Here is a 19,707-nt window from a genome sequence, read left to right on the forward strand (position 1 = left end):
CCGCCCGGTGCGACGCGGCGGGGCGGCGCCGTCGTCCGGCACCGCCCCGCGTTGCTCGTCCGGCGTCAGTTGCCGAACGCCTTGACCAGTGACTCGGGCGCCGGGGCCGTCTCGCTCGCCGCCGGCTTCTCCGCCGTGACCTCGACGCCGAAGTCCGAGTAGGTGGTGGTCAGCTTGCCCAGCGACTGCTGGAGCACACTGGTGTCCACCACCAGCTCGACCAGCCGGCCCTCGTCGTCGACCTTCGCGGTGAAGGGCACCTTCTTGGCCTTCTCGCCGAGCGCGGCGATCTCCTTCTTGCCTGGGTTGGCCTTGGTGTAGTCGAGGGTGCCGGAGAAGCTGCCCGCGCCGGTCTCGGTCACCTCGACGATGCCGTTGACCATCTTCTTCGCGCCCCCGGCGTCGCCGTCGGGCATCAGGCTGGTCCGTGACTCCGGGCCGAGCTTGGTGGCGTCCATGTGCATCCACTTGTCGGGCAGGCCGGAGTCGGACATGCCGGTGACCTTCATGTACGCGTCGTCGCCCAGGATCATGAAGCGGATCTTGCCCTGCCCGCCCATGTCCATGGTCATGTCGGCGGTCTTGGACTTCGGGTCCATCAGGCCGGTGGACTTGAGGAACGACGAGTCGATCTTGAGCCGCAAGCTCTCCTCGTTGAGCTTCAACGTGGCGGCGGTCAGCTTGTCGAGAGCACTCGCCGGAGCCGTGGTGGTCTCGGGCGTGGTGGCGCCACCGGCGGCCGGGGTGTCCGCTCCGGTCTGGTTGCCGCAGCCGGTGAGACCGAGTGCGAGCGCGGCGACGAGTGCGACCCCCGTGGTAGCCAGCCGTCGGTTCTTCATACCTGGATGTCTCCTCCTGTGGAGTGGGTCGGGACCGATGTCGGACAGCCGTCCCGACCGGGCCGCGGGTCAGCGTAACGGGCGAAGGCGACACCGTGGGTCGACCCGACCGCCGGCCGGTGGCCGGGTGTACGTCCGCAGTCACCGTCGGCTACGACGTCGCCGGTGGTGGCCGTGGCACGTCGGGGGCGTCGGCGCCGGCCGGTAGGGTCGGGCCATGGCAGACCTGCTCACCGCGACGGCGGTGCGAGAAGAGCGGGGCGGGTTGGCGGACCGGTCGGGCGTGCCCACCGGGCCGATCCGCGCCGCCCGGCCGTGCGAGGCCGACGAGTTGGTGCGGAGCGCCGAATGAGATTTGAGATCAGCAAGGTGTTGGACGCCATCGAGGGCCGGGTCTGCACCGATCCGGCGCTGGCCCGGGCGGTGGTGGACCTGGCCGAGGTGATCCGCTGGCAGGATCTGGACGGCGGCCGGCCGGCCAGCCTGCTCCGGCTCGGCATGGTGATCGATGCGCTGGCCCGACAAATGGAGGAGGACAGCGTTCCGGTCTACGCGATCGTGCACCGGGCCCTGCTCTCCGACGCCGACCTGACCTCCAACGAGCGGATGGTGGTCCGGCGCTGGGCCGACGACGGCCTGGTCGAGGTGCTGGACCAGCCCGGCGACCGGGTGCTGGAGGTGGCCGACCTGCTGGGCCTGCCGGTGCTCACCCGGGTCCGCTTCGACGGGCTGACCGGGCGGCTGCCGTGGCTCGGGCAGGCGGGCCGGTTGCTGGCCCCGGTGCCCGGCGCCGGTGGCCCGGTCTTCATCGCGCACGTCGGCGGCGGCCAGGCCCCGTCGACCGGTCCCCGGTCGGCGGCCGGTCAGCAGCTGCTGACCCGGCAGTGGCGCTGCCCCGAGCCGGGCTGCGCCCTGTTCGGCGCCGGTGGCGGGGGCGGGGCCTTCGCCGACCTGGCCCGGGTGGACCGCAGCTCCGTCGGCCAGCCGCCGCCCACCCTGCGCGGCGGCGCGCCGGCGTGTCCCCGGCACGGCGCGCGGCTGAGCGACGCGGGTCCTCGGCCGCGTACCGAGGTGCTGGCGGTGCGGATCGGCGGCCTGGTCCGCCGGCGGTTCGTGGTCACCGAGGACCAGCCGGTCGTGGCGGGGCGGGCGCCGGAACAGGCCGGCGGCGTCGTGCTCGGCCAGTGGCTCAACGACGAGGCGCGCCGGTGGATCAGCCGCGGGCACGTCCGGTTCGAGCTGCGGGTGGGTGAGGTCGTGGTGACCGACACCAGCACCAACGGCTCGGGCATCCGGCCGGGCGGCTCACTGGCCGAGGCGGACCGGGTCGCGCTGGCTCCCGGGCAGTCCCGGGTGCTCGGTGAGGGCGACTTCGTCGAGCTCTACCCCGGGGTGCAGATCGGCCGGGCGGAGGAGCTGCCCAGCGCGGCCCCGTTCACCCCCGCCTCGGTGATGGCCGAGGCGCCGACCATGGCGATGCGCCTGCCCCGGGTCTGAGCCGGACGACGAAGGGCGCCGGGACCATCGCGGTCCCGGCGCCCTTCGCGTACGGCGGGTCAGCCCGCCAGCACGGCGGCGAGCTGGGCCACCGCGTGGTCGATCTCGTCGGCGGTGATCACCAGCGGCGGGGCCAGCCGGATGGTCGAGCCGTGGGTGTCCTTGGCCAGCACGCCCCGCTCCATCAGCCGCTCGCAGGCCTGCCGGCCGCTCATCAGCGCCGGGTCGATGTCGACGCCCGCCCAGAGGCCGCGCACCCGCACGGCGACCAGGCCCTTGCCGACCAGCCCCTCCAAGCCCGCCCGCAGCCGGTCGCCCAGCTCGGCCGAACGCCGCTGGAACTCGCCGGTGGCCAGCAGCCGGACCACCTCGGTGGCCACCGCGCAGGCCAGCGGGTTGCCGCCGAAGGTCGAGCCGTGCTGGCCCGGCTTCAGCACGCCGAGCACGTCGCTGTCCGCGGCCACCGCCGACACCGGCACGATGCCGCCGCCGAGCGCCTTGCCCAGCAGGTACATGTCCGGGGTGACGCCCTCCAGGTCGCAGGCGAAGGTGCTGCCCGTGCGGCCCAGACCCGACTGGATCTCGTCGGCGATGAAGAGCACGTTGCGCTCGGTGCAGACCTGGCGCACGCCCGGCAGGTAGCCCTCCGGCGGCACCACCACGCCCTGCTCGCCCTGGATCGGCTCGAGCAGCACCGCCACGGTGTTCTCGTCGATCGCCGCCGCCAGCGCGGCCAGGTCGCCGTAGGGCACCACGGTGAAGCCCGGGGTGTACGGCCCGAAGTCGGCGCGGGCGTCGGAGTCGGTGGAGAAGCTGACGATGGTGGTGGTCCGGCCGTGGAAGTTGCCCTCGGCGACCACGATGTTGGCCTGGCCCGGGGTGACGCCCTTGACCTGGTAGCCCCACTTGCGGGCGACCTTGATGCCGGTCTCCACCGCCTCGGCGCCGGTGTTCATCGGCAGCACGAGCTGCTTGCCGCACAGCTCGGCCAGCTCGCGGCAGAAGTCGGCGAACTGGTCGTGGATGAACGCCCGGCTGGTCAGGGTGAGCCGGTCGAGCTGCGCGTGCGCGGCCTCGATCAGCTTCGGGTGCCGGTGGCCGAAGTTCAGCGCCGAGTAGCCGGCCAGGCAGTCGAGGTAGCGGCGGCCGTCCACGTCGGTCAGCCAGGCGCCCTCCGCCGACGAGATCACCACCGGCAGCGGGTGGTAGTTGTGCGCCGTGTGGCGCTCGGCGTCCCGGACCGCGGACGGCGTCCGCAGCATGTCGTCGACGATCACTTGACTGCCTTTCCCTGACGGAGTCGCAACGTGCAGCACTTCGGTCCGCCGCCGGCCTTGCGCAGCTCGGACAGGTCGATCCCGATGGTCTCGTAGCCCCGGTCGCGCAGCTTCGCGGCCAGGTCGGTGGCCTGCGCGGGGAGCACCACGTGCCGCCCGTCGCTGACCGCGTTCAGGCCGAGCACCTCGGCGTCGGCCAGGGTGGCGTGCACCGCGTCCGGGAAGAGCCGGCGCAGCACCGCCTGGCTGCCCGGCGAGAACGCCTCCGGCAGGTACGCCACGGTCCGCTCGTCGAGCACGGTCAGCGCGGTGTCCAGGTGGTAGAAGCGGGCGTCCACCAGCTGCATGGTGATCACCGGGTAGCCGAAGACCTCCTGGAGCTGGGCGTGCGAGGCGTGCGCGGTGCGGAACCCGGTGCCGGCCAGCAGGTGGTCGCCGACCAGCAGGACGTCGCCCTCACCCTCGTTGACGTGCTTCGGGTCGTACATCTGGAAGCCGGCGGTCTCGAACCAGGCGCGGTAGGCGGGGGCCTCGTCGGCGCGCTGCGGGTCGCGGAACTGCACCGCCATGGCCTTGCCGTCGATCACCGTGCCGCCGTTGGCGGCGAAGACCATGTCCGGCAGGCCGGCGACCGGCTCGATCAGCTCCACCTCGTGGCCCAGGTCGAGGTACGTCTGCCGGAGCCGCTCCCACTGGCGGATCGCCAGCTCGGCGTCGACCGGCGCGGTCGGGTCCATCCACGGGTTGATCGCGTAGTCGACGGCGAAGTACGTCGGCCGGCACATCAGAAAGCGCTGGCGGATGGCGTCCATCGTCATGTCCTGCTCCTGGGGTCGGGCGCGCCCGGCCACCTTCGGCTCGCGGGCTGGCGCCGTTGTTCAACGTTATGCGCCGGGAGCAGGCGACATCCACCGCCGGACCTTGCGTACGGCAGCGGAACGTTGCGTGTAGGAGTCGATGATCGGCGGATCGTTGCGCATCCTCGGTCAGCGACGGGCCTGGGCACGCTTCGAGGGGCGGCGCACCGCCGCCCCTCGGAAGGATGCGTGCCCGGCTGGTGAACCACCAGGCTGATCGGGCGTCGCCGGCGCATCGTCGGCGAACGGATAGTTGCCCCTCAGAAACGATTCACAAACTGTGAATCAAGCCACTCGCGGAACCGGGCCACCCAGTCGCCGTCGGTGGTGGGCCAGGCGAAGATGCCGGTCATCGCCAGTACGCCCAGCACCACCGCGCCCAGGCCGAACAGGATGCCGAACAGGGCGTCGGTCTTGCCGGCGATGTGCCGCCGCCGGGTGGCGATCAGGCCCAGCACGGACAGCACCGCGCCGACCGCGCCCAGCCCGATGCCGTACCCGGCCAGGGCGCCGGTCAGCACGAACAACGCGCCCGCCACCCCGAGGATCAGCCCCAGCGTGGCGAGCAGGCTCGCCCGCGGCTTCGGCCCGGCCACCACCGGCTCCCCGGCGCGGGTCCGGTCGAGGTCCGCCTCCCGGCGGTCGACCACCCCGTCGCCGTCGAGGTCGGCGGGGCGCCGGTCCGGGACGCCGTCGCCGTCCCGGTCGGTGCCGCGGCGGCCCCGGTCCAGGTCCGCGCGCTCCCGGTCCACGTCGACGGTGCGCTCGGCGGCCGGATCGGTGGCCGCGGCGGCGGTCACCGGGGTGGCCGGCGCGGTGCTGCTGCGGTACGTGGTCCGGTCCGTCTCCCGGTCGGTGACCCGGGGCCGGCCCGCGGTCGGGTCGGTGACCCGGGGCTGTGCGGCGGTGGAGTCGGTGACCCGGGGCTGTGCAGCGGTCCGCTCGGTGTCCGCCGGTCGGTCGACGGCACCCGTGGTGGCCGTCGCGTCGTCCGCGTCGACGCGGCCGTCGCCGTTCATGTCACGGTCGGACGCCGGCTGGTTCCGGCGCGACAGCAGGGGAAAATTCATCTAGACACCTCCTCGTCCATGCGTGGAGGCCTCGGAGGCGCCGCGGCTGCCACGCGGTTCTCCTCGTGACGTACCCAACTGCGGCGTTTGCGACACCCGATGCCGCCACCAGCGGCACGTGAGCCCCAGGCTGGGCGGCGTGCGGGCCCGGCACGGCTCACCGTCGCCGCAATGATCAGTTGCGGGACGGGACCGCACGGGGTCGGCGGGGCCGGTGCCAGACGCTTTGCTCTGCTTCAGCGGAGGCAACAGGCACGGGGCGTGACCGGGTGGCCGGCCGGCCGCACCGCGGTCCCCGGAGGGAACGCCTGGTCAGCCGGTGTTGCGCGGGTTGAAGCAGAGCAAAGTCGGCAGCAGGGGGATGTCGGGGTCGGTCGGGGCAGCTACGAAGAGTGACCTGCGTCGCACGTGCCACCGAGCCGGAGGCGCGCCCGAGTCGGCACTCGTACCGCTCGGACTACCCTTGACGCCCGTGCCAGAAGGACACACCAGCCGTGGGGCAGGGGCGGGGAGGGCAGCCCGGATATCCGCCTCTACCTGCTCCTACGCCCACGCCGGCTGATCTCCGACTAGGGCCGGTACAACCCCGGTACAACCGCGTCACCTGTAGCCAGCCCTGCGCCCGCCTACGACCAGCGCCCCCGGTTGGTGTTCCTCGCGGCGTCCAGTAGGTTGGCCAGCCGGTACCGCAGCACTCGCGCCTGCCCGATGGACAGAACCAGGCTGGCCGCGCTGCCATCGATGGAGGTCAGGGCAACCATCGGCTCGGCCGCCGGGTGCAGGGCTTGCACCAGGGCCACGTCAACGATGAACGCCTCTGGCCGGTTGGTGTCCACGTGCCGGGCGCGGGAGCGGTGCTGGCCGCGTCGCTGGCAGCCGTCCCGGTCGCACCAGCGCGGGCAGCCGGACGGATCAGGCAGAATGGGCATGGGTCGCCTCCCTGGGGCGATCAAGGCCCCGCCCGGTGTCGCTAGCACCGCGTGCGGGGCCGACTACTGAACGTGACCAAGCTAGTCGCGCCTGCCGATGGCGAGCAAGGAAAGCGACCGTCGCTGCGCTGGCCAACCTTGCGCCCTCGGGCGACCATGTCGGCATGTCTTCCGGAACGCCCGCGTGGGCGGTGCTCGTCGTCGCGGCCCTTGGCGTCCTCGGAACGCTGGCAGCTGCGGTCATCACGCAGATCCTGAGCGGACGCCGCGAGGCCCGGCAGTGGGAGCGGCAGCGGGCGCACGAGCAGACCCGATGGGAGCGCGAGCGCGACGAGCGGCGGGAACAGTGGGAGCGGGAAGACCACTCCCGCTGGCATCAGGAGAGGTTGGCGGCGTACACCGAACTCCTCCAGCGCATTGAGGACTGGGATATGGCGGTACTCCACGTGCTGCATCCGGTCCAACCCGGCCCGGCCGCGCTGTCGCCGGACGAGAGGAAGAGCGTGGGAGAGGCATTGGCCGCCATCACCAGAGCCGATACCAAGGCGCGGTTCTTCGCCTCTGAAGACACCATCAAGGCAGCAAGGGAGTACTTTCTTCAGGCCGCCACCTGCTACGCGCGGCTGGACGGCGGAGGGCTGGACGACCCAGAGCGCCTCAAGCCGATGCGCTTGGCGATGCGAAAGCTGGACGACAAGAAGCGAACTCTTCTTGAGCAGACCCGGCGGGACTTGGGTATCGGGGCGGAGCACCCTGACGAGGAGTAGCTGAACGCGATCGGGGCCGCCCACCACCCGGCAGACGGCCCCGATACCTGCGGTTCGCGCGCGCCGAGGCTGGCACCAACGCGGACGGGTGTCCCTGTCGCACCCCTGCATTACTGTCCGGGCCATGATGAAGGACACCTGGGAGAGCCGAGAGCTCCCGGTCCTGCGCGCGATCGTGGAAATCTCTGACGAAGGCGTTAGGGACATGGACGCGCGGGATGTCGCCAAGCATGTAGGCCTCGACCTAGAAACCACCCTGGTCGCCTTGTTTGCTCTCGCTGGTGAGCGCCCACCGCTCTTCAAGTATGAAGACGCGAGCGACTTTGACGGACGCGACATGTGCCTGATCCGCGAACCAAGCGGGCATGCTCGTAGGACAGTTGGCACCTGGCCCACCCCGGAGGCCTTGGCCGACCGCTTGGTGCAAGCCATGCAGCAGGCGGCTGACCAGGAGCCGGACGAGGAGAAGCGCGGATGGCTGCGCAAGACTGCAGACTGGCTCGGGTCCGCTGGGCGGGACATCGCCGTGGACGTAGCGGGAACTGCCCTTGCTAAGAGCGTCGGAGCGAGCTAGGCAAGGATGAAGAGAAGCGAGCGCTACAAGCAGATGGCGCAGGATGTCGCCAGATTCCGCGACGCGTACCAGTCTGTGTTGACCCACATGGAGCCGGTGCAGGAGTACATGACCGGCTCGCTCATGGCGTTTCGACCGAAGAAGACCGAGAAGGCGGAGGCCGCCCAGGCATCTCAGGAGGCGTCGCAACTGGCCGGCAGAGCCAAGCGTGCACAGGTTCGGTCCGGCATCTCGCGAACATTCGTTGTGCCGAAGATCGGGGTGCCGATCGATCCCATCACAGGCTGGGATCACTCGCTTCGCGATGTGAGGGCGATGCCTCCCCAGCAGGTCGTCAACACCTGCGACCTGATAGTCGGCGCACTTGAGGAGAAGGCCGAGAGGGCGGATGCCACGGACCGAACCCTTGTGGGCAAGTTGGCAGCAATGGCAGCACTTCCCGCTCGGGTGCGATCGATTGTCGCGGAGGACCATCCGGGCCTCGGCAAGGTCGGCTTTGCGACCGGAGTCGTCGCTCAGATCGTGGTGACGGTCGTGGGCGGCCTCATCCTTGCGGGTGCGACGGCTGGCGTGGCAGCGCTGTGGAAGAACGTGGTGCAATCCTCGCCAGTGCCGGCCTCGTCGCCAACCGTCGGGCCGTCCACGGTTACGCCAGCCACCGAAACGCCTACCGCCCCGACAGCCACCACGGTCCCCGGCCCCACGCCGAAGTGACCGACCGGCAATGCCTCACCAATCCCCGCTCGACCCGTATACCGGCGGTTCGGGGTCGCCGGCCCGGCGCGCCGCTTCGCGTTCGGCCCTGGCCTGGCGTTCGTACGGCGTGGGCACGCTTGGGTCGTACTCGCTGGCGTACAGCGGGCCGAACCGTTGCTTGGCGGCTGCCTCCAGTTCCTGGTCACGCTGCGGCTTGATCAGCGCGGCGTACCGCTCGGGGTCGCTGGTCTTGATGGCTTCCAGTTCCTCGGGCGTCATGCCCGGACCGCCCACCGGCCCTGCTGCCCGGCCGTGCCCTGCGCCACGTTCTGGACGAGGTGGATGCCGGGGCCGCGCAGGCTCACCCGGAGATCGACGACCCCACCGCCGTACTCGTGGATCACCTCGGCCGGGAGGGTTGTGCCGGCGACCGGGTCGGGCATGTAGGGGAACCGGCTCACGCCAGTGGACTTCCCGCGCAGCCGGACGTACTCCGCCTGCGCGGCGTCGAAGGTGTAGTGGACGACATCTCCAAGCATTGCCTTGCTCCTGTCTCGTAGGACATGCCCTCATCGAGGCTGTGGAGGCCGCAGGTAGCGGCGCTAGAGCCAGGCTATGGAGGAACATCTATGGCTCGGCCGTCTTTTCTGGGCAGCAAGAGGGGCCGCCCACCCTGCGGCAAGCGGCCCCGAGGCCAACCCTTCGGGCGCGCTAGCCCGTCTTGCGCCTGCGGTATGCGGCCAGGTCGACCACTCCGCCCGCTATCGGCCCTGTGGTCGACGCTGCCGGGCAAGCAGGGCCCGGCTCGGCCGTGGGTGCCCGACGGCTACCGGCGGCCCACAGGTCGGCGAAGGCGGCAGACACGTCGCGGCTCTTGTGTTCTAGGACGTGCCCGTACACGTCGAGCGTGATGGATGGGCGGCTGTGGCCAAGGCGGCGGCTCACGTACTGCACGTCGCCATTGCACAGCAGCAGCATCGCGGACGCGTGATAGTGGCGAAGATCGTGGAACCGCACGCCGACCAGGCCGAGGCGGGCCATCAGCGGTCGCCAAACACGCTCGTTGAAGTCCCGCTGCCGGTACGGCGTACCGCCGACCCCGAACACGAAGTCATCCGGGGCCATGCCGTCGACGTGGGCGGCCAGGCGGCGGCACAGGTCCGGGTGCAGGTCATCCACGGTCCGATAGCCCGCCTTGCTCTTGGGCGTGCCAAGGGTGATCTTCCCGCTGATCTCCTGGCTCGTCTCCTCCACAACCAGCAGGCGGCGCGCGGTGTCCAGGTTCCTGACTCGCAGCCCGGCAAGCTCGCCGGCTCGGCATCCGCTGCCGACGGCCAGCTCCACCAGCAGCCGCCAGCGGTCCGGCACAGCGGCCACGATCCGCCCCACGTCCGGCGGCTGTAGGACGATCTCGGCCCGACGGCTGATCAGCTTCGGCTTGGCCACCTCGCGCGCCGGGTTCGCCCGCAGGTAGCCGCTCCGCACGGCATGGTCGAACACGCAGCGCAGCACGTGCACGACGTGCCGGACCGTGGAAGGCGCGTAGGCGGTCATCAGCTCGCCCACCAGGCGGCTGACCTCGGCGTAGCCCAACCGACCCACGTGCACCCGGTGCAGCGGCGCGCAGTGCTTGTCGTAGATCACCCGGTAGCTGTGCCGCGTGCTCGGCTTCAGACCGCGTACGTGCGGGCTGGCCAGCCAGTCCTCCGCCACGTCCGCGAACCGTACCGCCCCGGCGCTGCGCGCCACGTACGTCCCGGCCTGCACGTCGGCACGGGCGGTGACGCTGGCCCGGCGGGCGGCCTCCTTGGTGTCGTAGCTGCCGACGTGCCGGAGCTTGCCCAACGCGTCCTTGACCTGCACCTCGTACTTCACGACCTGGCGGCCGTCCGGGTAGGTGCGGGTCGCCTTGCGCACGCCGGATATCTCGGTGCCGGTCTTCGTCACGGTTCCCCGTGCCATGTCATCCCTCCTTCCTGGCTGAGCGCGATCGGCCGCCCGAACGCGATTGGCTGGCTTCGAGCGCGGCTGCGGTGGCCAGGTCGATGGCGTAGCTGTTCAGCAGGCGTCGGACGGTGCTGTGCCGCCACGGACCACCGCCCACGGTCGGCACAGCGCGCTTAGACAGCTCGGCCGCTGCCCGGCGGTGGCTTAGCCCCTCTACGCCCACCAGATCGGCCACCAGGGCCACCACGTCGGCCGGGTACTGCCGGGGCCGCCCCAGCCGTACGCCGTTGGCCTTGGCTGCGGCCAGGGCCTCGCGGGTGCGTTGGGCGATGATCTCCCGTTCCCACTCCGCGATCTGGGCCATCAGGCCGGCGACGAGCTTGCCGTTGGGCGTGCTGGTGTCCACGCCTAGGTCGAGCAGCACCACCGACCAGCCCTGCTTCTTGGCGGTCGCCAGAGTGTCCGCGAAGTCCACGACGCTGCGGCTCAGCCGGTCGAGCTTGGCCACCGCTAGCCCGGCGTGGGTGTGGGCGGCGAGCAGGGCCAGGGCCTCCCGCAGTGCGGGCCGGTCGAGGGAGGCCGCGGAGTACCCGTCGTCCACCATCCAGGTCAGCGACCAGCCGTGCCGGTCGCCGTGGTCCTGTATGCGGTTGCGCTGTGCGTCGAGGCCAAGGCCGCTGTCCGCCTGGCGGTCGGTGCTCACCCGCAGGTAGCCGATCATGGGGATCATCGGCCCTCCTCCACCCGGCGGTACACGGGCGGGTCCTCCATGTACAGCGGGGCCACCTCCCACAGCGGCTCATTCAGGTCGGCCTTGGCCACCTCGATCCGCACCAGTCCGGCGGGGCCGTGGTCGGCGTCGTACTGCGGGCGGATGAGCACCACCCGCACGCCCTCGGCCGTCTGATAGCGCTTGTGCAGTTCAAGCGCCTCGCCGTCCACCGTCACAGTGCTGCCCACCGGGTAGTCGGCCAGGTCGTTAGTGCTCACCGTCGGCATCAGGCGTCCCCGTCCTCGTCCGACTCGGCGCCGAACACGATCTCGGCCACGTCCTCCGCGTACAGGTCGTCGTGCAGGCCGTCCGTGATCTCGTCCATGAGGGCCAGGGTGTTCAGCGCCCGGCGCACGGTGGCCTTGCTGGTCTCGCAGGCCTCGGCCACCTGCCGCACGGTCGCGCCCTGGTCGACGCACAGCCGGTACCACTCGGCCGTCTCCAGGGCCTCGCCGGCGAGCCACGACAGCCGCCGCATCGTGCCGGTGCCGCGCAGGCGGAACAGACGCACGGTGCCAGCGGCGCAGGCAGCGGCGAGCGGGCTCGGCTGCTCCTCGTACCAGGCGTCGATGGCCTCGGCCATCTCATCGGCCGTGGGCAGCGGCAGCGCTCGGCCTTCCTCCTCCGGGGCCGTCACGTTTAGGTCGACGTGCCCGAACGCCTCAGCGGGCGCAGGGGCCTCGGTGGGCTGCTGCTCGGCCGCCAGGGCTACCGGGGCCGGTTCGGGCGTCTGGGTCGGGATGGGGTCGGTTGCCTCGGTAACCGGGGCGGTGGTGGTGTCGGTGCTGGTGGTCATGGTGGGCTCCTTGGCCTCCGTGGCGCTTGGTCAGCGCCGTGCATGACCAGTCAATAGACGATCCTCGATGTAAACCAGGAGAACGCGAGGAAATCTCAGCGGTTCTCCGGGCAATCTCCGCAAGCGCCGACCACGGGGAGCACTAGGTGGCAGGACGAACAGACCTGGCGGGTCGGCCTCCGGCTGCGCTCACGCTTCGGCTTGCGGGCTGGGATCGCCTTCGGCTTGGCCGGGGCGGGGGCGGTGGGCTTCGGCTTGGCCGCTTGGCACTGCGTGACGTAGCGGTAGTCGGAGCAGGTGTGGCACCACACCCGCTCTCCGCCGCGTGGTGGCACCTCGGCGCGGAAGAGGTGGCCGCACATGAGCGGCGTAGCCCTGAGCCCCATGCATCTCCTCCTGACTACGCTGCGTGTGCGCCTGGCCGAACGCGATACGTCCGTCTCGTGGGCGCGGGGTGGTGGGGCGGGCCAGGGATCCACTCGTAACCCGCCCCCTTCCGCAGCGTATGGAGGCCAGCCCTACTCGTAATCGTCATCCTCGTCGGGCTGCGCATAGCGGTTGAGCTCGTGCGGTGCGGCGTTGCCGTCCTCGTCGACGATTACCGTATGGAACACGTCCTTCCACTTCGGCGTCTCAACCTCGATCTTGGAGCTAGGCCCGAGGCCAGCGCGGTCGAGGATGGCCGTGGCAGCCCGCACGCGGTCACTGTCCTTCGGGGCGTCCTTGACCACCTCTGAGAGCGCGGTGATGGCGGGGTCGGCCAACTCCAGCAGTCGGAGCGCGGCTGCCTTCCTCGCCTGCGGCGCACTGCCCCCGTGCATCCGGCACACCTCCTGACCCATCATCGGCGGGTTGGCGCACTGGTCGCCGGTCGTCCTGGCGTTCGCCTTGCACCGCTTGCTAGGGGTGTCGCCGTGCACGGGGTCGTCCACAGTGGCCGGTGGATTCTGGGGCACGGCAGCCAGGCGGGGCGTACGCCGTTTCCTCTGCTCTGTCATCGGTCTTCCCTTCCTTGCATCGCTGCTCGCCTATTTCCCCTGCTAGAGGCCCGAAAGTGTCAGTTCCCCGGTAGGTACTACCTGGCAACTGTCACTTTCGGCCTTCTACCTGCGGAAACTACGGTTCGTGTGTGGGCCATTACTGCGCCCTACCGGAGAACTGACACATTCGGCCTTCTACCAGGGGATTCAGAAGTTGATCTCCACCCTCCCTCCGGCCCTGGCAACGCTCCCGCTCTGCCGGCGATGGCCGAACACCTGCTCCAGCCGCTTGACCAGCCGGTCGGCGTCGGCGGTGGCCTGCGTCTTGGTGGTGTCCACACCGGCCTCCTGGACCATCTCCTCCAGTTCGCGCACGCTGCGGCCGTGGCCCCGGAACAGCAGTGAGCGCTCCTCGTCCTTCTTCTTGCGGGGCTCTTCCGACAGCCGCCAAGCCTTGGACCACTGGTGGCGCACCGGCTCCAACTGCAAGAGCCGTCCGGGCAGCGCGACCATGAAGTCCGCCCACACATGCCGGGTCGTCTCCCATCCCCACCCGCTCAGCTCCTCGGCGGCAACGAGGTACGTGCGCTTCCCGGTCAGCGCCACGTTGAGATACGCCACCTTCCGGCGCTGCGCCGCCGTCCGCACCGCCCGCGAGTACCGCTCGGGCACCAGCAGGTCGAACAGCGGGGCCTCGGGCATGGTCATGGACATGAGGTGGTCCGACATCTTCTCCACCTTCTGCGTAGCGCATTTCTCGCACCTCCAAGTCAGGCAAGGGGCCAACAGGAACTCGTGCCGCAGGTCCGCCCACAGGTGGAAGACGGGTTGGGGGCACCGGGGCGGGCGAGGGGAGGCCATCGCCGGTCACGCCAGGATCGTCAGGTGCTTGGCCGCGCGGGTGATCCCGGTGTAGAGCCAGCGGTAGTACTCCTGCGTCGGTGGCTTCGGCTTGGTGCTCCACTCCCGGTCGCGGTAGTCGTCGATCAAGACCACTTCGTCGGCCTGGCTGCCCTGCGCCTTGTGCACCGTGATGCAGTACGCGTAGTCCCACAGGTCCACGCCCTTGACGTCGTCCAGCGGCCCCGTCCGGCCGAACTGCGCGGACGAGATCTTGCCGGTGTACGTGGTGCCAGCCTCCGGCAGCCAGATGGTGGCGAGGTATCGCTTGCTGTCCATCCGGCGGATCTCCCGGATGATGCCGACCATGCCGTTGAAGACCTCGGCCTTGTGGTTGTTCTTCAGGCAGATCACCTTGTCGCCGGGCTCCGGTTCCGGCCCACACCCGAGCGCCTTGCGTGCCTGCTGGTTCATCGCCACACGCACGACGTTCTTGAAGCAGAGCACCATCAGGTCGGGCTTGCTGGCCCAGTCAATCCGGTGATTGCGCCGAAGCGCCTTGACCACGTCGTCACCGTGCTGGCCGAGGCGGATCGGCTTGCCCCGCCGCGCCATGCTGGCCACCGTGAGGATGGCCGACCCCTCGCGCTGTCGCCAGGACGTCTCCATGAAAACGTCCGGCTTGGCCATCAGGTCGAGTTCTCCCTTGACCGGCGGCAACTGGCCGTGGTCGCCAACGAAGAGCACGCGGTAGCTCGTCTTAGTAGCGATCCGCTCGAACATCTCGTCGTCCACCATGGACGCCTCGTCCACCACGAGGAGCTTCCACGGCGGCAAGCCGTGCTTGTCCTCCCACCCGAGCGGGGCGCAACCGCAGCGGCCGACACCGTGGCACGGGGTCGCCTCCCTGAGGACGCTGGGGCACGACGAGCAGTGCGGGCGAACCGGCTTCACGAGCAAGGAGTGCAGCGTGCTGACAGCACCGCCTACGCCTGCCCCGAGCAACCTGCCAGCCAGGTTCCACGCAGCCTTGCCGGTGGGAGCCGCGTAGCCGACCTCCATGACGGTAAGTCCCAGGCGCTCCGCCACGCTGGCCACCCGCTCCGTCTTGCCGGTGCCAGCCGACCCGGACAGCTTGAAGAACCGGCCCGGCCCGCGCCACCACTGCTCGATCTGGTGCATGGCGAGCTCCTGCTCCACCTTGCCCTTGTGCACGCCCGGCCCGACGTTCCATCCGGCATGCCGCAGCTCTGCGACCACCTTGGCGCGCGGGTCCGGGAAGGCTTCATCGGGGCGCACGGCCAGGGCGAGGGCGTCATCGGGGCTGTGCCCGGCGGCGAAGTAGTCGTCTAGCCCAACCTTGCTGCCGTCGCTGCCTTCGGGCAGGAAGACCCATCGAACATCGGCGCCGCGGCTGATCAAGAAATCGGTCAGCTCTTCCAGTGCACGGCGCACCTTCGGGTTGGTCATCACGTCGCTGTCGAAGGCCACGAACACGGCGCGGCCGTCGAGCGGTACATGCTGCCAGTCGGGGAGCGGGTCTCCGTCCTTCTGCCAGCACCACACCCCGGTCAGCGCGATGCAGGCAAGCCCCAGGGTGGCGGCCGAGTCCGCCTTCTTGACGCCCTCGGTGATCCACAGGGGCCAGGCCGGATCCTTGATCCGGCGCAGCACCCGTGGCGCGAAGTCGATGCGCAGTCGCGAGCCCAACGGCGTCTCGTACTTGATGAGCCTGCCGTCCCGACCCTTGCGCGGGCTGTCGGGCTTCACCTGCCACAGCACCGGCTGCCCCTGCGGCCCGTACAGCGGCACCAGCAGGCCAGCACGGGCCTGAAACCGCCGGAAGCCACGCCCACGCAGGGCAGCGGCATCTACGGTGGCGTAGCCCCGAGCGGCAATCGCGCCCGGACCGATCCGACTGGCCCGAAGCTCCGCCCTGTGTTTTGGACCCAGGAGGGGCGCTGCCGCCGGGCTACTATTGGCCCTAGTCATCTTCACTTCTTTCTGTCAGGGTCGGTCCGCCACAGACCGGCCCTGACGATTTACTTGTCGCGGGTAGGTGAGCCCTCTCGCTTAGCCCGAGCCCGACGCCGGGCGTCCGCCAATGCCACGCCCACCGCCTTTCGCTGCTCCGGGGTCGCCTTGTCCCAGCGCTTACGCACGAGGTAGCGTCCGACGTCGCTCGGGTTGAATTGCTGGTCCATCGCTTCTCCTCAATGGCTGAAGCTCGTTGCTTTATGTACGGTACAGCGCCCGCAGCGCTCTTCCATTGTCGATTCTTCTGACCTTCGTGGCCCGAGTCCATTTCCCCAGGTGGGAGGCCGAATGTGCTAGTTCCCCGGTAGCAGTTACCTAGGAACTGACACATTCGGCTGTCTAGCAGGGCATTCGCTCCACCGCGAGCCCTATACGCGGGCTTCGCATTCTGATGGCCATTCGGGTTCACCACCCGGTTACGCTGCACCTGCACGGCAACCGCCCTCCTTAAGTGCTCTCCTGCCGTCGGGTCAGGGCGCGGTTTGCTCACAAGGCATTCCGCGCCCTGACGACGATTCAGCCGCAGGTGGTGCACCTATCGAGCGGCACCAGGACCAGGCCGCTACGCGGGTTGTTCAGGACGTCGCAGAGGAACTGGTCCACCACGTCCCAGCGCGGGTCGTTGTGGCGAGGCAGTTCGTCGAACGTGCGCCAGGCGACCCTCAGGCGCAGGCAGTGGAAGGTCATCACGAGGCCGTGGCCACGGCTGCGCTGGTCGTTGATCCAGCGCTGGATGACGCGGCCTTGCCGGCAGGTGCGGTCGGCCTTGACGTTCACCGCCACGCCCCATTCGTGCTGCTCAATGCGGAGCCGTTCTGGAAGCCACTTGGACGGGGGAGGAGCCGTGCTCAGGGCTACAATGGACATTGGTACTCCTTTGGGTGGAAGCCGTGCCGAATAGGCGGGGAGAGTCGGGTGAGCCAATCCCGGCCCTCTCCGCCTTTCTGATGATCAGAAGCTTTCGAAGACCGCCTTGCGCGGCAGCTTCCTGAACGCCTGGTGCGTGGTGTCCATGTACCGATGCGGATGCGCGAGCTTCAGCTCGCTGAGTCGGGTGGCGGCGGCCAGTTCCGCGCGCCGCTGCCGCAGCCGCGCGGCCTGCTGCTGGATGGCGTCGAGCTTGCTCAGCGCCTGCGCGGTGGTGAGGTTGCGCGCCTTGATCTCCCCGGCCAGGCTGTCCAGCTCCCGGAGCATGGCGTGGGTGCCCTCGCGCAGCGTGTCGGCGGTGGCGCAGTGCTCCTCCGACTCGCGGGTCACGGCCTCGGTGACCTGCTGCTTCTCCCAGGCGTTGTACTTGTCGCGCTCCTGCTCCAGCCACTTGACCGTCGCGGGCGGGTGCATGTACTGCATCTGCCGGTCGAACTCCCGATCCGCGTGGCTGCGGTAGCTCTCAGCCTCCGCCTCCACCCGGTCAACCGGCACGCCGAGGAAGACCTTGGCGCTCTGGTCCAGGTCGACTGCGGGGTTGATGTCCCTCGTACCGTTCGCTTCCGCCGGAGCGGTTCCCTTGGTGAACATGCCTTGTCCTCTCAGATCGCTCGGCGGCCGTAGCGCGACAGCAGCTTGGCCTCGTCGGTGTCGGGCCTGGCCCGCAGTGCGCCGAGCTCCCGCTCCCGCTGGTGCAGTGCGATCAGCTCGTCCTCAACCTTCTTGGCCCGCTCTTCCAGCGCGGCCAGGTTGCTGTCGATGGCGTCGATGTTCGGCTTCTTCATTCGCGTGATCCCTCCGTTGTATGCGTCGGCATTCCTGCCGACCGCGTCCCTGCCCCACGGGTCCCGGCCCTGCTCGACGGACCGGCGGATCTGCTCGGACCAGACCGGGTCATAGCCATGTATGGCCATCAGCCCTCCCGCTGCGCGGCGTCGCGGGCCGCGAACTCCTCGAAGGCGAGCTTGGTGGCCTGGTCGAAGTGCTCGATGGACTTCTGGATGGCCCCGCGCGCCACGTCCTGCGGCTTGACGCCGAAGAACTCGGCCATCCGCGTCAGGAACTCGTGCGAGTCGTCGTCCAGCGACAGGCTGATCTGATGCGGAAACTGCTTCCGTGGCCCTGGTCGCGCCATTGCCTGCCTCCCTTCTAATCGCGTATTTGGTTGCTTGCCAACTGCGTACGTGAATAGCTTGCAGAAGTTGGCGGGCTCTGGCGCATCTTTCTTTCCAGGCCGGAATTGGGCGTGCGTCATCGTCGCCCCACGGCCAATTAGCGACCGTGGGGACGGCGATATAGGGAATGGGCTACACGGCGGTTCTACGGCGCAGAACGGCCAGCACCAAGGCCAGGGGCAGCGCGCCTATCTAGCCCGGTGGCCGAGCCCTCAGGCTGCCTGCTGGGGCCGACGTGCGCGCCCCGGGGTGTCGGCCATGTACGCCTCAAGGTCGGCCTCGGCGACGCGCAGTTGCCCGCGCACGAACCCGGCGGGCAGCTCTCCGTCACGGATGAGCCGGCGGACTGTCGATTCGGATACGCCGAGCCGTTCGGCCACTGACCGGCCGTCCGGGTTCTTCTTCCTGGGGCCGAGCCGCAGCATGTTCCTCACGGGACCTCTCCTTCCGGCAGGGAGAAGCCCAGAGACGACGAAAGCACCGACCAAAGACTCCTCCCGCCACGCATGGTGACGACAGTTGTCCCGTCGGTGCCCTCCGCACTCAGTCCCGGTGCGGCTCTACCGAGTGGGCTCTGACCAGCCGGGCGGCACCTTCGCGGAAGATCCGGGCCGACATGCGGCCGGTGGACACTTGTGGCGGGTGCCTCATGTTGCAGAGCCTCGGGGTGTTGCTGTGCGGGCTGCTACCCGCGCCACCGAGGTTACCGCTGACCACGGGTGCGCGGCAACACGGCTCGACACTTTGGACCCACCCGGTCTCAGGTACAACCGGGGTACAACCCGTGTCATTGATGGTCATGAACGCCAGGCTTGGCCAACGGCGTCATTCGAGCAGGTCAGATGGCAGACGTGAGCACGGCTGACTACGCTTGACGCCCGTGCCAGAGGGACACACCATCCACCGCCTCGCGACCCGGCACGCCGAGCTGTTCGCCGGCGACAAGGTGCAGGCCACCAGCCCGCAGGGCCGCTTCGCCGAGGGCGCGGCCCGGCTCAGCGGCACCGTGCTGGAGGGCACCGAGGCGTACGGCAAGCACCTGCTGCACCACCACGCCGGGGAGCTGACCCTGCACGTGCACCTCGGGCTGTACGGCAAGGTCACCGACGGGCCCGGCGAGCCGCCGCCCCCGGTCGGCCAGATCCGGCTGCGCCTGTCCAGCGACGCGCACTGGCTGGACCTGCGTGGCCCCACCGCCTGCGAGGTGCTCACCCCGCCCGAGGTGGCCGCGCTGCGCGCCCGGCTCGGCCCCGACCCGCTGCGCGCCGACGCCGACCCCGAACGGACGTACGCCCGGATCCGGCGCAGCGCGACGCCGCTGGCCGCCCTGCTGCTCGACCAGTCGGTGGTGGCCGGCACCGGCCTGATCTTCGTCACCGAGGCGCTGTTCCGGGCCGGGCTGCCGCCGCTGCTGCCCGGCCGGGAGCTCACCCCGGCCGGTTGGGCGGAACTCTGGGCCGACCTGGTCGAGCTGATGACCCTGGCGGTACGGCGCGGCCGGATCGACACGGTCCGGGACGCGCACCTGCCGGCGGCGATGGGACGCCCGGCCCGGGTGGACCGGCACGGCGGCGAGGTGTACGTCTACCGCCGCCCCGGCGTACCCTGCCACGTCTGCGGCACGGGGGTCAGCCGGGGCGAGCTGGCCGGCCGCAACCTCTACTGGTGCGCCACCTGCCAGGCCGGGTGACCGGGGCGGCCCGACCACGGCGACCGGCCGCCGGTCG

Annotated in this window: 25 protein-coding genes; 6 read left to right on the plus strand and 19 right to left on the minus strand. The window is 70.1% G+C overall.

The window, feature by feature from the left end; translation table 11 throughout:
* Nucleotides 1–65 precede the first annotated feature (65 nt).
* The gene (locus AB0H57_RS05410) at nucleotides 66–839 is read right to left on the minus strand and encodes a hypothetical protein (RefSeq protein WP_357502936.1); all 774 of its coding nucleotides are present in this window, start codon (nucleotides 837–839) and stop codon (nucleotides 66–68) included.
* Nucleotides 840–1,056: 217 nt separating this feature from the next.
* Here AB0H57_RS05410 and AB0H57_RS05415 point away from each other — a divergent pair, with 217 nt between their 5' ends.
* The gene (locus AB0H57_RS05415) at nucleotides 1,057–1,191 is read left to right on the plus strand and encodes a hypothetical protein (protein ID WP_357502938.1); all 135 of its coding nucleotides are present in this window, start codon (nucleotides 1,057–1,059) and stop codon (nucleotides 1,189–1,191) included.
* Nucleotides 1,188–2,336 (plus strand): FHA domain-containing protein, encoded by a 1,149-nt coding sequence (locus tag AB0H57_RS05420; RefSeq protein WP_357502940.1) that lies wholly within the window; start codon nucleotides 1,188–1,190, stop codon nucleotides 2,334–2,336. Before AB0H57_RS05415 ends, AB0H57_RS05420 begins: the two co-directional genes overlap by 4 nt.
* Nucleotides 2,337–2,395: 59 nt before the next feature.
* Here the strand turns inward: AB0H57_RS05420 and rocD are convergent, their stop codons facing one another.
* The 4 genes from rocD to AB0H57_RS05440 all read right to left on the minus strand — a co-directional run bounded on the left by rocD (nucleotide 2,396) and on the right by AB0H57_RS05440 (nucleotide 6,469).
* Nucleotides 2,396–3,610, minus strand: a complete 1,215-nt coding sequence (rocD, locus tag AB0H57_RS05425; RefSeq protein ID WP_357503304.1) for an ornithine--oxo-acid transaminase — start codon at nucleotides 3,608–3,610, stop codon at nucleotides 2,396–2,398.
* Nucleotides 3,610–4,464, minus strand: a complete 855-nt coding sequence (gene ddaH / locus AB0H57_RS05430; RefSeq protein ID WP_357502942.1) for a dimethylargininase — start codon at nucleotides 4,462–4,464, stop codon at nucleotides 3,610–3,612. The genes rocD and ddaH overlap by 1 nt, the downstream gene beginning before the upstream one ends.
* A gap of 266 nt (nucleotides 4,465–4,730) precedes the next feature.
* Nucleotides 4,731–5,540 carry a thrombospondin gene (locus tag AB0H57_RS05435; RefSeq protein ID WP_357502944.1) on the minus strand — a complete coding sequence of 270 codons (810 nt, stop codon included), beginning with the start codon at nucleotides 5,538–5,540 and terminating at the stop codon, nucleotides 4,731–4,733.
* Nucleotides 5,541–6,166: 626 nt separating this feature from the next.
* A complete protein-coding gene (locus AB0H57_RS05440) occupies nucleotides 6,167–6,469 on the minus strand; it encodes a hypothetical protein (protein ID WP_357502946.1) in 303 nt (100 codons plus the stop codon).
* Between the two features lie 164 nt (nucleotides 6,470–6,633).
* Here AB0H57_RS05440 and AB0H57_RS05445 point away from each other — a divergent pair, with 164 nt between their 5' ends.
* From AB0H57_RS05445 to AB0H57_RS05455, 3 genes are all read left to right on the plus strand, one after another.
* Nucleotides 6,634–7,236 (plus strand): hypothetical protein, encoded by a 603-nt coding sequence (locus tag AB0H57_RS05445; RefSeq protein ID WP_357502947.1) that lies wholly within the window; start codon nucleotides 6,634–6,636, stop codon nucleotides 7,234–7,236.
* Nucleotides 7,237–7,360: 124 nt separating this feature from the next.
* Nucleotides 7,361–7,810 (plus strand): hypothetical protein, encoded by a 450-nt coding sequence (locus tag AB0H57_RS05450; protein WP_357502949.1) that lies wholly within the window; start codon nucleotides 7,361–7,363, stop codon nucleotides 7,808–7,810.
* 6 nt (nucleotides 7,811–7,816) lie between these two features.
* Complete coding sequence (locus tag AB0H57_RS05455; protein WP_357502951.1) at nucleotides 7,817–8,524, plus strand: hypothetical protein; 708 nt, start codon at nucleotides 7,817–7,819, stop codon at nucleotides 8,522–8,524.
* Nucleotides 8,525–8,539: 15 nt separating this feature from the next.
* Here the strand turns inward: AB0H57_RS05455 and AB0H57_RS05460 are convergent, their stop codons facing one another.
* From AB0H57_RS05460 to AB0H57_RS05525, 14 genes are all read right to left on the minus strand, one after another.
* Nucleotides 8,540–8,785, minus strand: a complete 246-nt coding sequence (locus AB0H57_RS05460; RefSeq protein WP_357502953.1) for a hypothetical protein — start codon at nucleotides 8,783–8,785, stop codon at nucleotides 8,540–8,542.
* Nucleotides 8,782–9,045, minus strand: coding sequence for a hypothetical protein (locus AB0H57_RS05465; protein WP_357502955.1), 264 nt, complete (start codon nucleotides 9,043–9,045; stop codon nucleotides 8,782–8,784). The genes AB0H57_RS05460 and AB0H57_RS05465 overlap by 4 nt, the downstream gene beginning before the upstream one ends.
* 172 nt (nucleotides 9,046–9,217) lie before the next feature.
* Nucleotides 9,218–10,468 carry a tyrosine-type recombinase/integrase gene (locus AB0H57_RS05470; RefSeq protein WP_357502957.1) on the minus strand — a complete coding sequence of 417 codons (1,251 nt, stop codon included), beginning with the start codon at nucleotides 10,466–10,468 and terminating at the stop codon, nucleotides 9,218–9,220.
* Between the two features lies 1 nt (nucleotide 10,469).
* Nucleotides 10,470–11,183 (minus strand): recombinase family protein, encoded by a 714-nt coding sequence (locus tag AB0H57_RS05475; RefSeq protein ID WP_357502959.1) that lies wholly within the window; start codon nucleotides 11,181–11,183, stop codon nucleotides 10,470–10,472.
* On the minus strand, nucleotides 11,180–11,443 hold the full coding sequence (locus tag AB0H57_RS05480; protein WP_357502961.1) for a hypothetical protein: 264 nt from the start codon (nucleotides 11,441–11,443) through the stop codon (nucleotides 11,180–11,182). Before AB0H57_RS05480 ends, AB0H57_RS05475 begins: the two co-directional genes overlap by 4 nt.
* A gap of 8 nt (nucleotides 11,444–11,451) precedes the next feature.
* On the minus strand, nucleotides 11,452–12,021 hold the full coding sequence (locus tag AB0H57_RS05485; RefSeq protein ID WP_357502963.1) for a hypothetical protein: 570 nt from the start codon (nucleotides 12,019–12,021) through the stop codon (nucleotides 11,452–11,454).
* Between the two features lie 518 nt (nucleotides 12,022–12,539).
* Complete coding sequence (locus AB0H57_RS05490; RefSeq protein ID WP_357502965.1) at nucleotides 12,540–13,019, minus strand: hypothetical protein; 480 nt, start codon at nucleotides 13,017–13,019, stop codon at nucleotides 12,540–12,542.
* 189 nt (nucleotides 13,020–13,208) lie between these two features.
* Nucleotides 13,209–13,730: a hypothetical protein gene (locus AB0H57_RS05495; protein ID WP_357502967.1), complete on the minus strand. Its 522-nt coding sequence runs from the start codon at nucleotides 13,728–13,730 to the stop codon at nucleotides 13,209–13,211.
* Nucleotides 13,731–13,868: 138 nt separating this feature from the next.
* Nucleotides 13,869–15,623 (minus strand): AAA family ATPase, encoded by a 1,755-nt coding sequence (locus tag AB0H57_RS05500; protein ID WP_357502969.1) that lies wholly within the window; start codon nucleotides 15,621–15,623, stop codon nucleotides 13,869–13,871.
* 771 nt (nucleotides 15,624–16,394) lie between these two features.
* The gene (locus AB0H57_RS05505) at nucleotides 16,395–16,745 is read right to left on the minus strand and encodes a hypothetical protein (RefSeq protein WP_357502971.1); all 351 of its coding nucleotides are present in this window, start codon (nucleotides 16,743–16,745) and stop codon (nucleotides 16,395–16,397) included.
* 84 nt (nucleotides 16,746–16,829) lie between these two features.
* A complete protein-coding gene (locus AB0H57_RS05510; RefSeq protein ID WP_357502973.1) occupies nucleotides 16,830–17,396 on the minus strand; it encodes a hypothetical protein in 567 nt (188 codons plus the stop codon).
* Between the two features lie 11 nt (nucleotides 17,397–17,407).
* Nucleotides 17,408–17,719: a hypothetical protein gene (locus tag AB0H57_RS05515; protein WP_357502975.1), complete on the minus strand. Its 312-nt coding sequence runs from the start codon at nucleotides 17,717–17,719 to the stop codon at nucleotides 17,408–17,410.
* Nucleotides 17,719–17,940, minus strand: a complete 222-nt coding sequence (locus AB0H57_RS05520) for a hypothetical protein (RefSeq protein ID WP_357502977.1) — start codon at nucleotides 17,938–17,940, stop codon at nucleotides 17,719–17,721. Before AB0H57_RS05520 ends, AB0H57_RS05515 begins: the two co-directional genes overlap by 1 nt.
* A 252-nt stretch (nucleotides 17,941–18,192) precedes the next feature.
* On the minus strand, nucleotides 18,193–18,405 hold the full coding sequence (locus AB0H57_RS05525) for a helix-turn-helix domain-containing protein (protein WP_357503306.1): 213 nt from the start codon (nucleotides 18,403–18,405) through the stop codon (nucleotides 18,193–18,195).
* Nucleotides 18,406–18,860: 455 nt separating this feature from the next.
* Between AB0H57_RS05525 and AB0H57_RS05530 the strand changes: the two genes are divergently transcribed.
* Nucleotides 18,861–19,670 (plus strand): DNA-formamidopyrimidine glycosylase family protein, encoded by an 810-nt coding sequence (locus tag AB0H57_RS05530; protein WP_357502979.1) that lies wholly within the window; start codon nucleotides 18,861–18,863, stop codon nucleotides 19,668–19,670.
* Nucleotides 19,671–19,707 lie beyond the last annotated feature (37 nt).

The sequence above is a fragment of the Micromonospora sp. NPDC050686 genome (assembly GCF_040654475.1).
In the GTDB taxonomy this organism is placed as follows: Bacteria; Actinomycetota; Actinomycetes; order Mycobacteriales; family Micromonosporaceae; genus Micromonospora.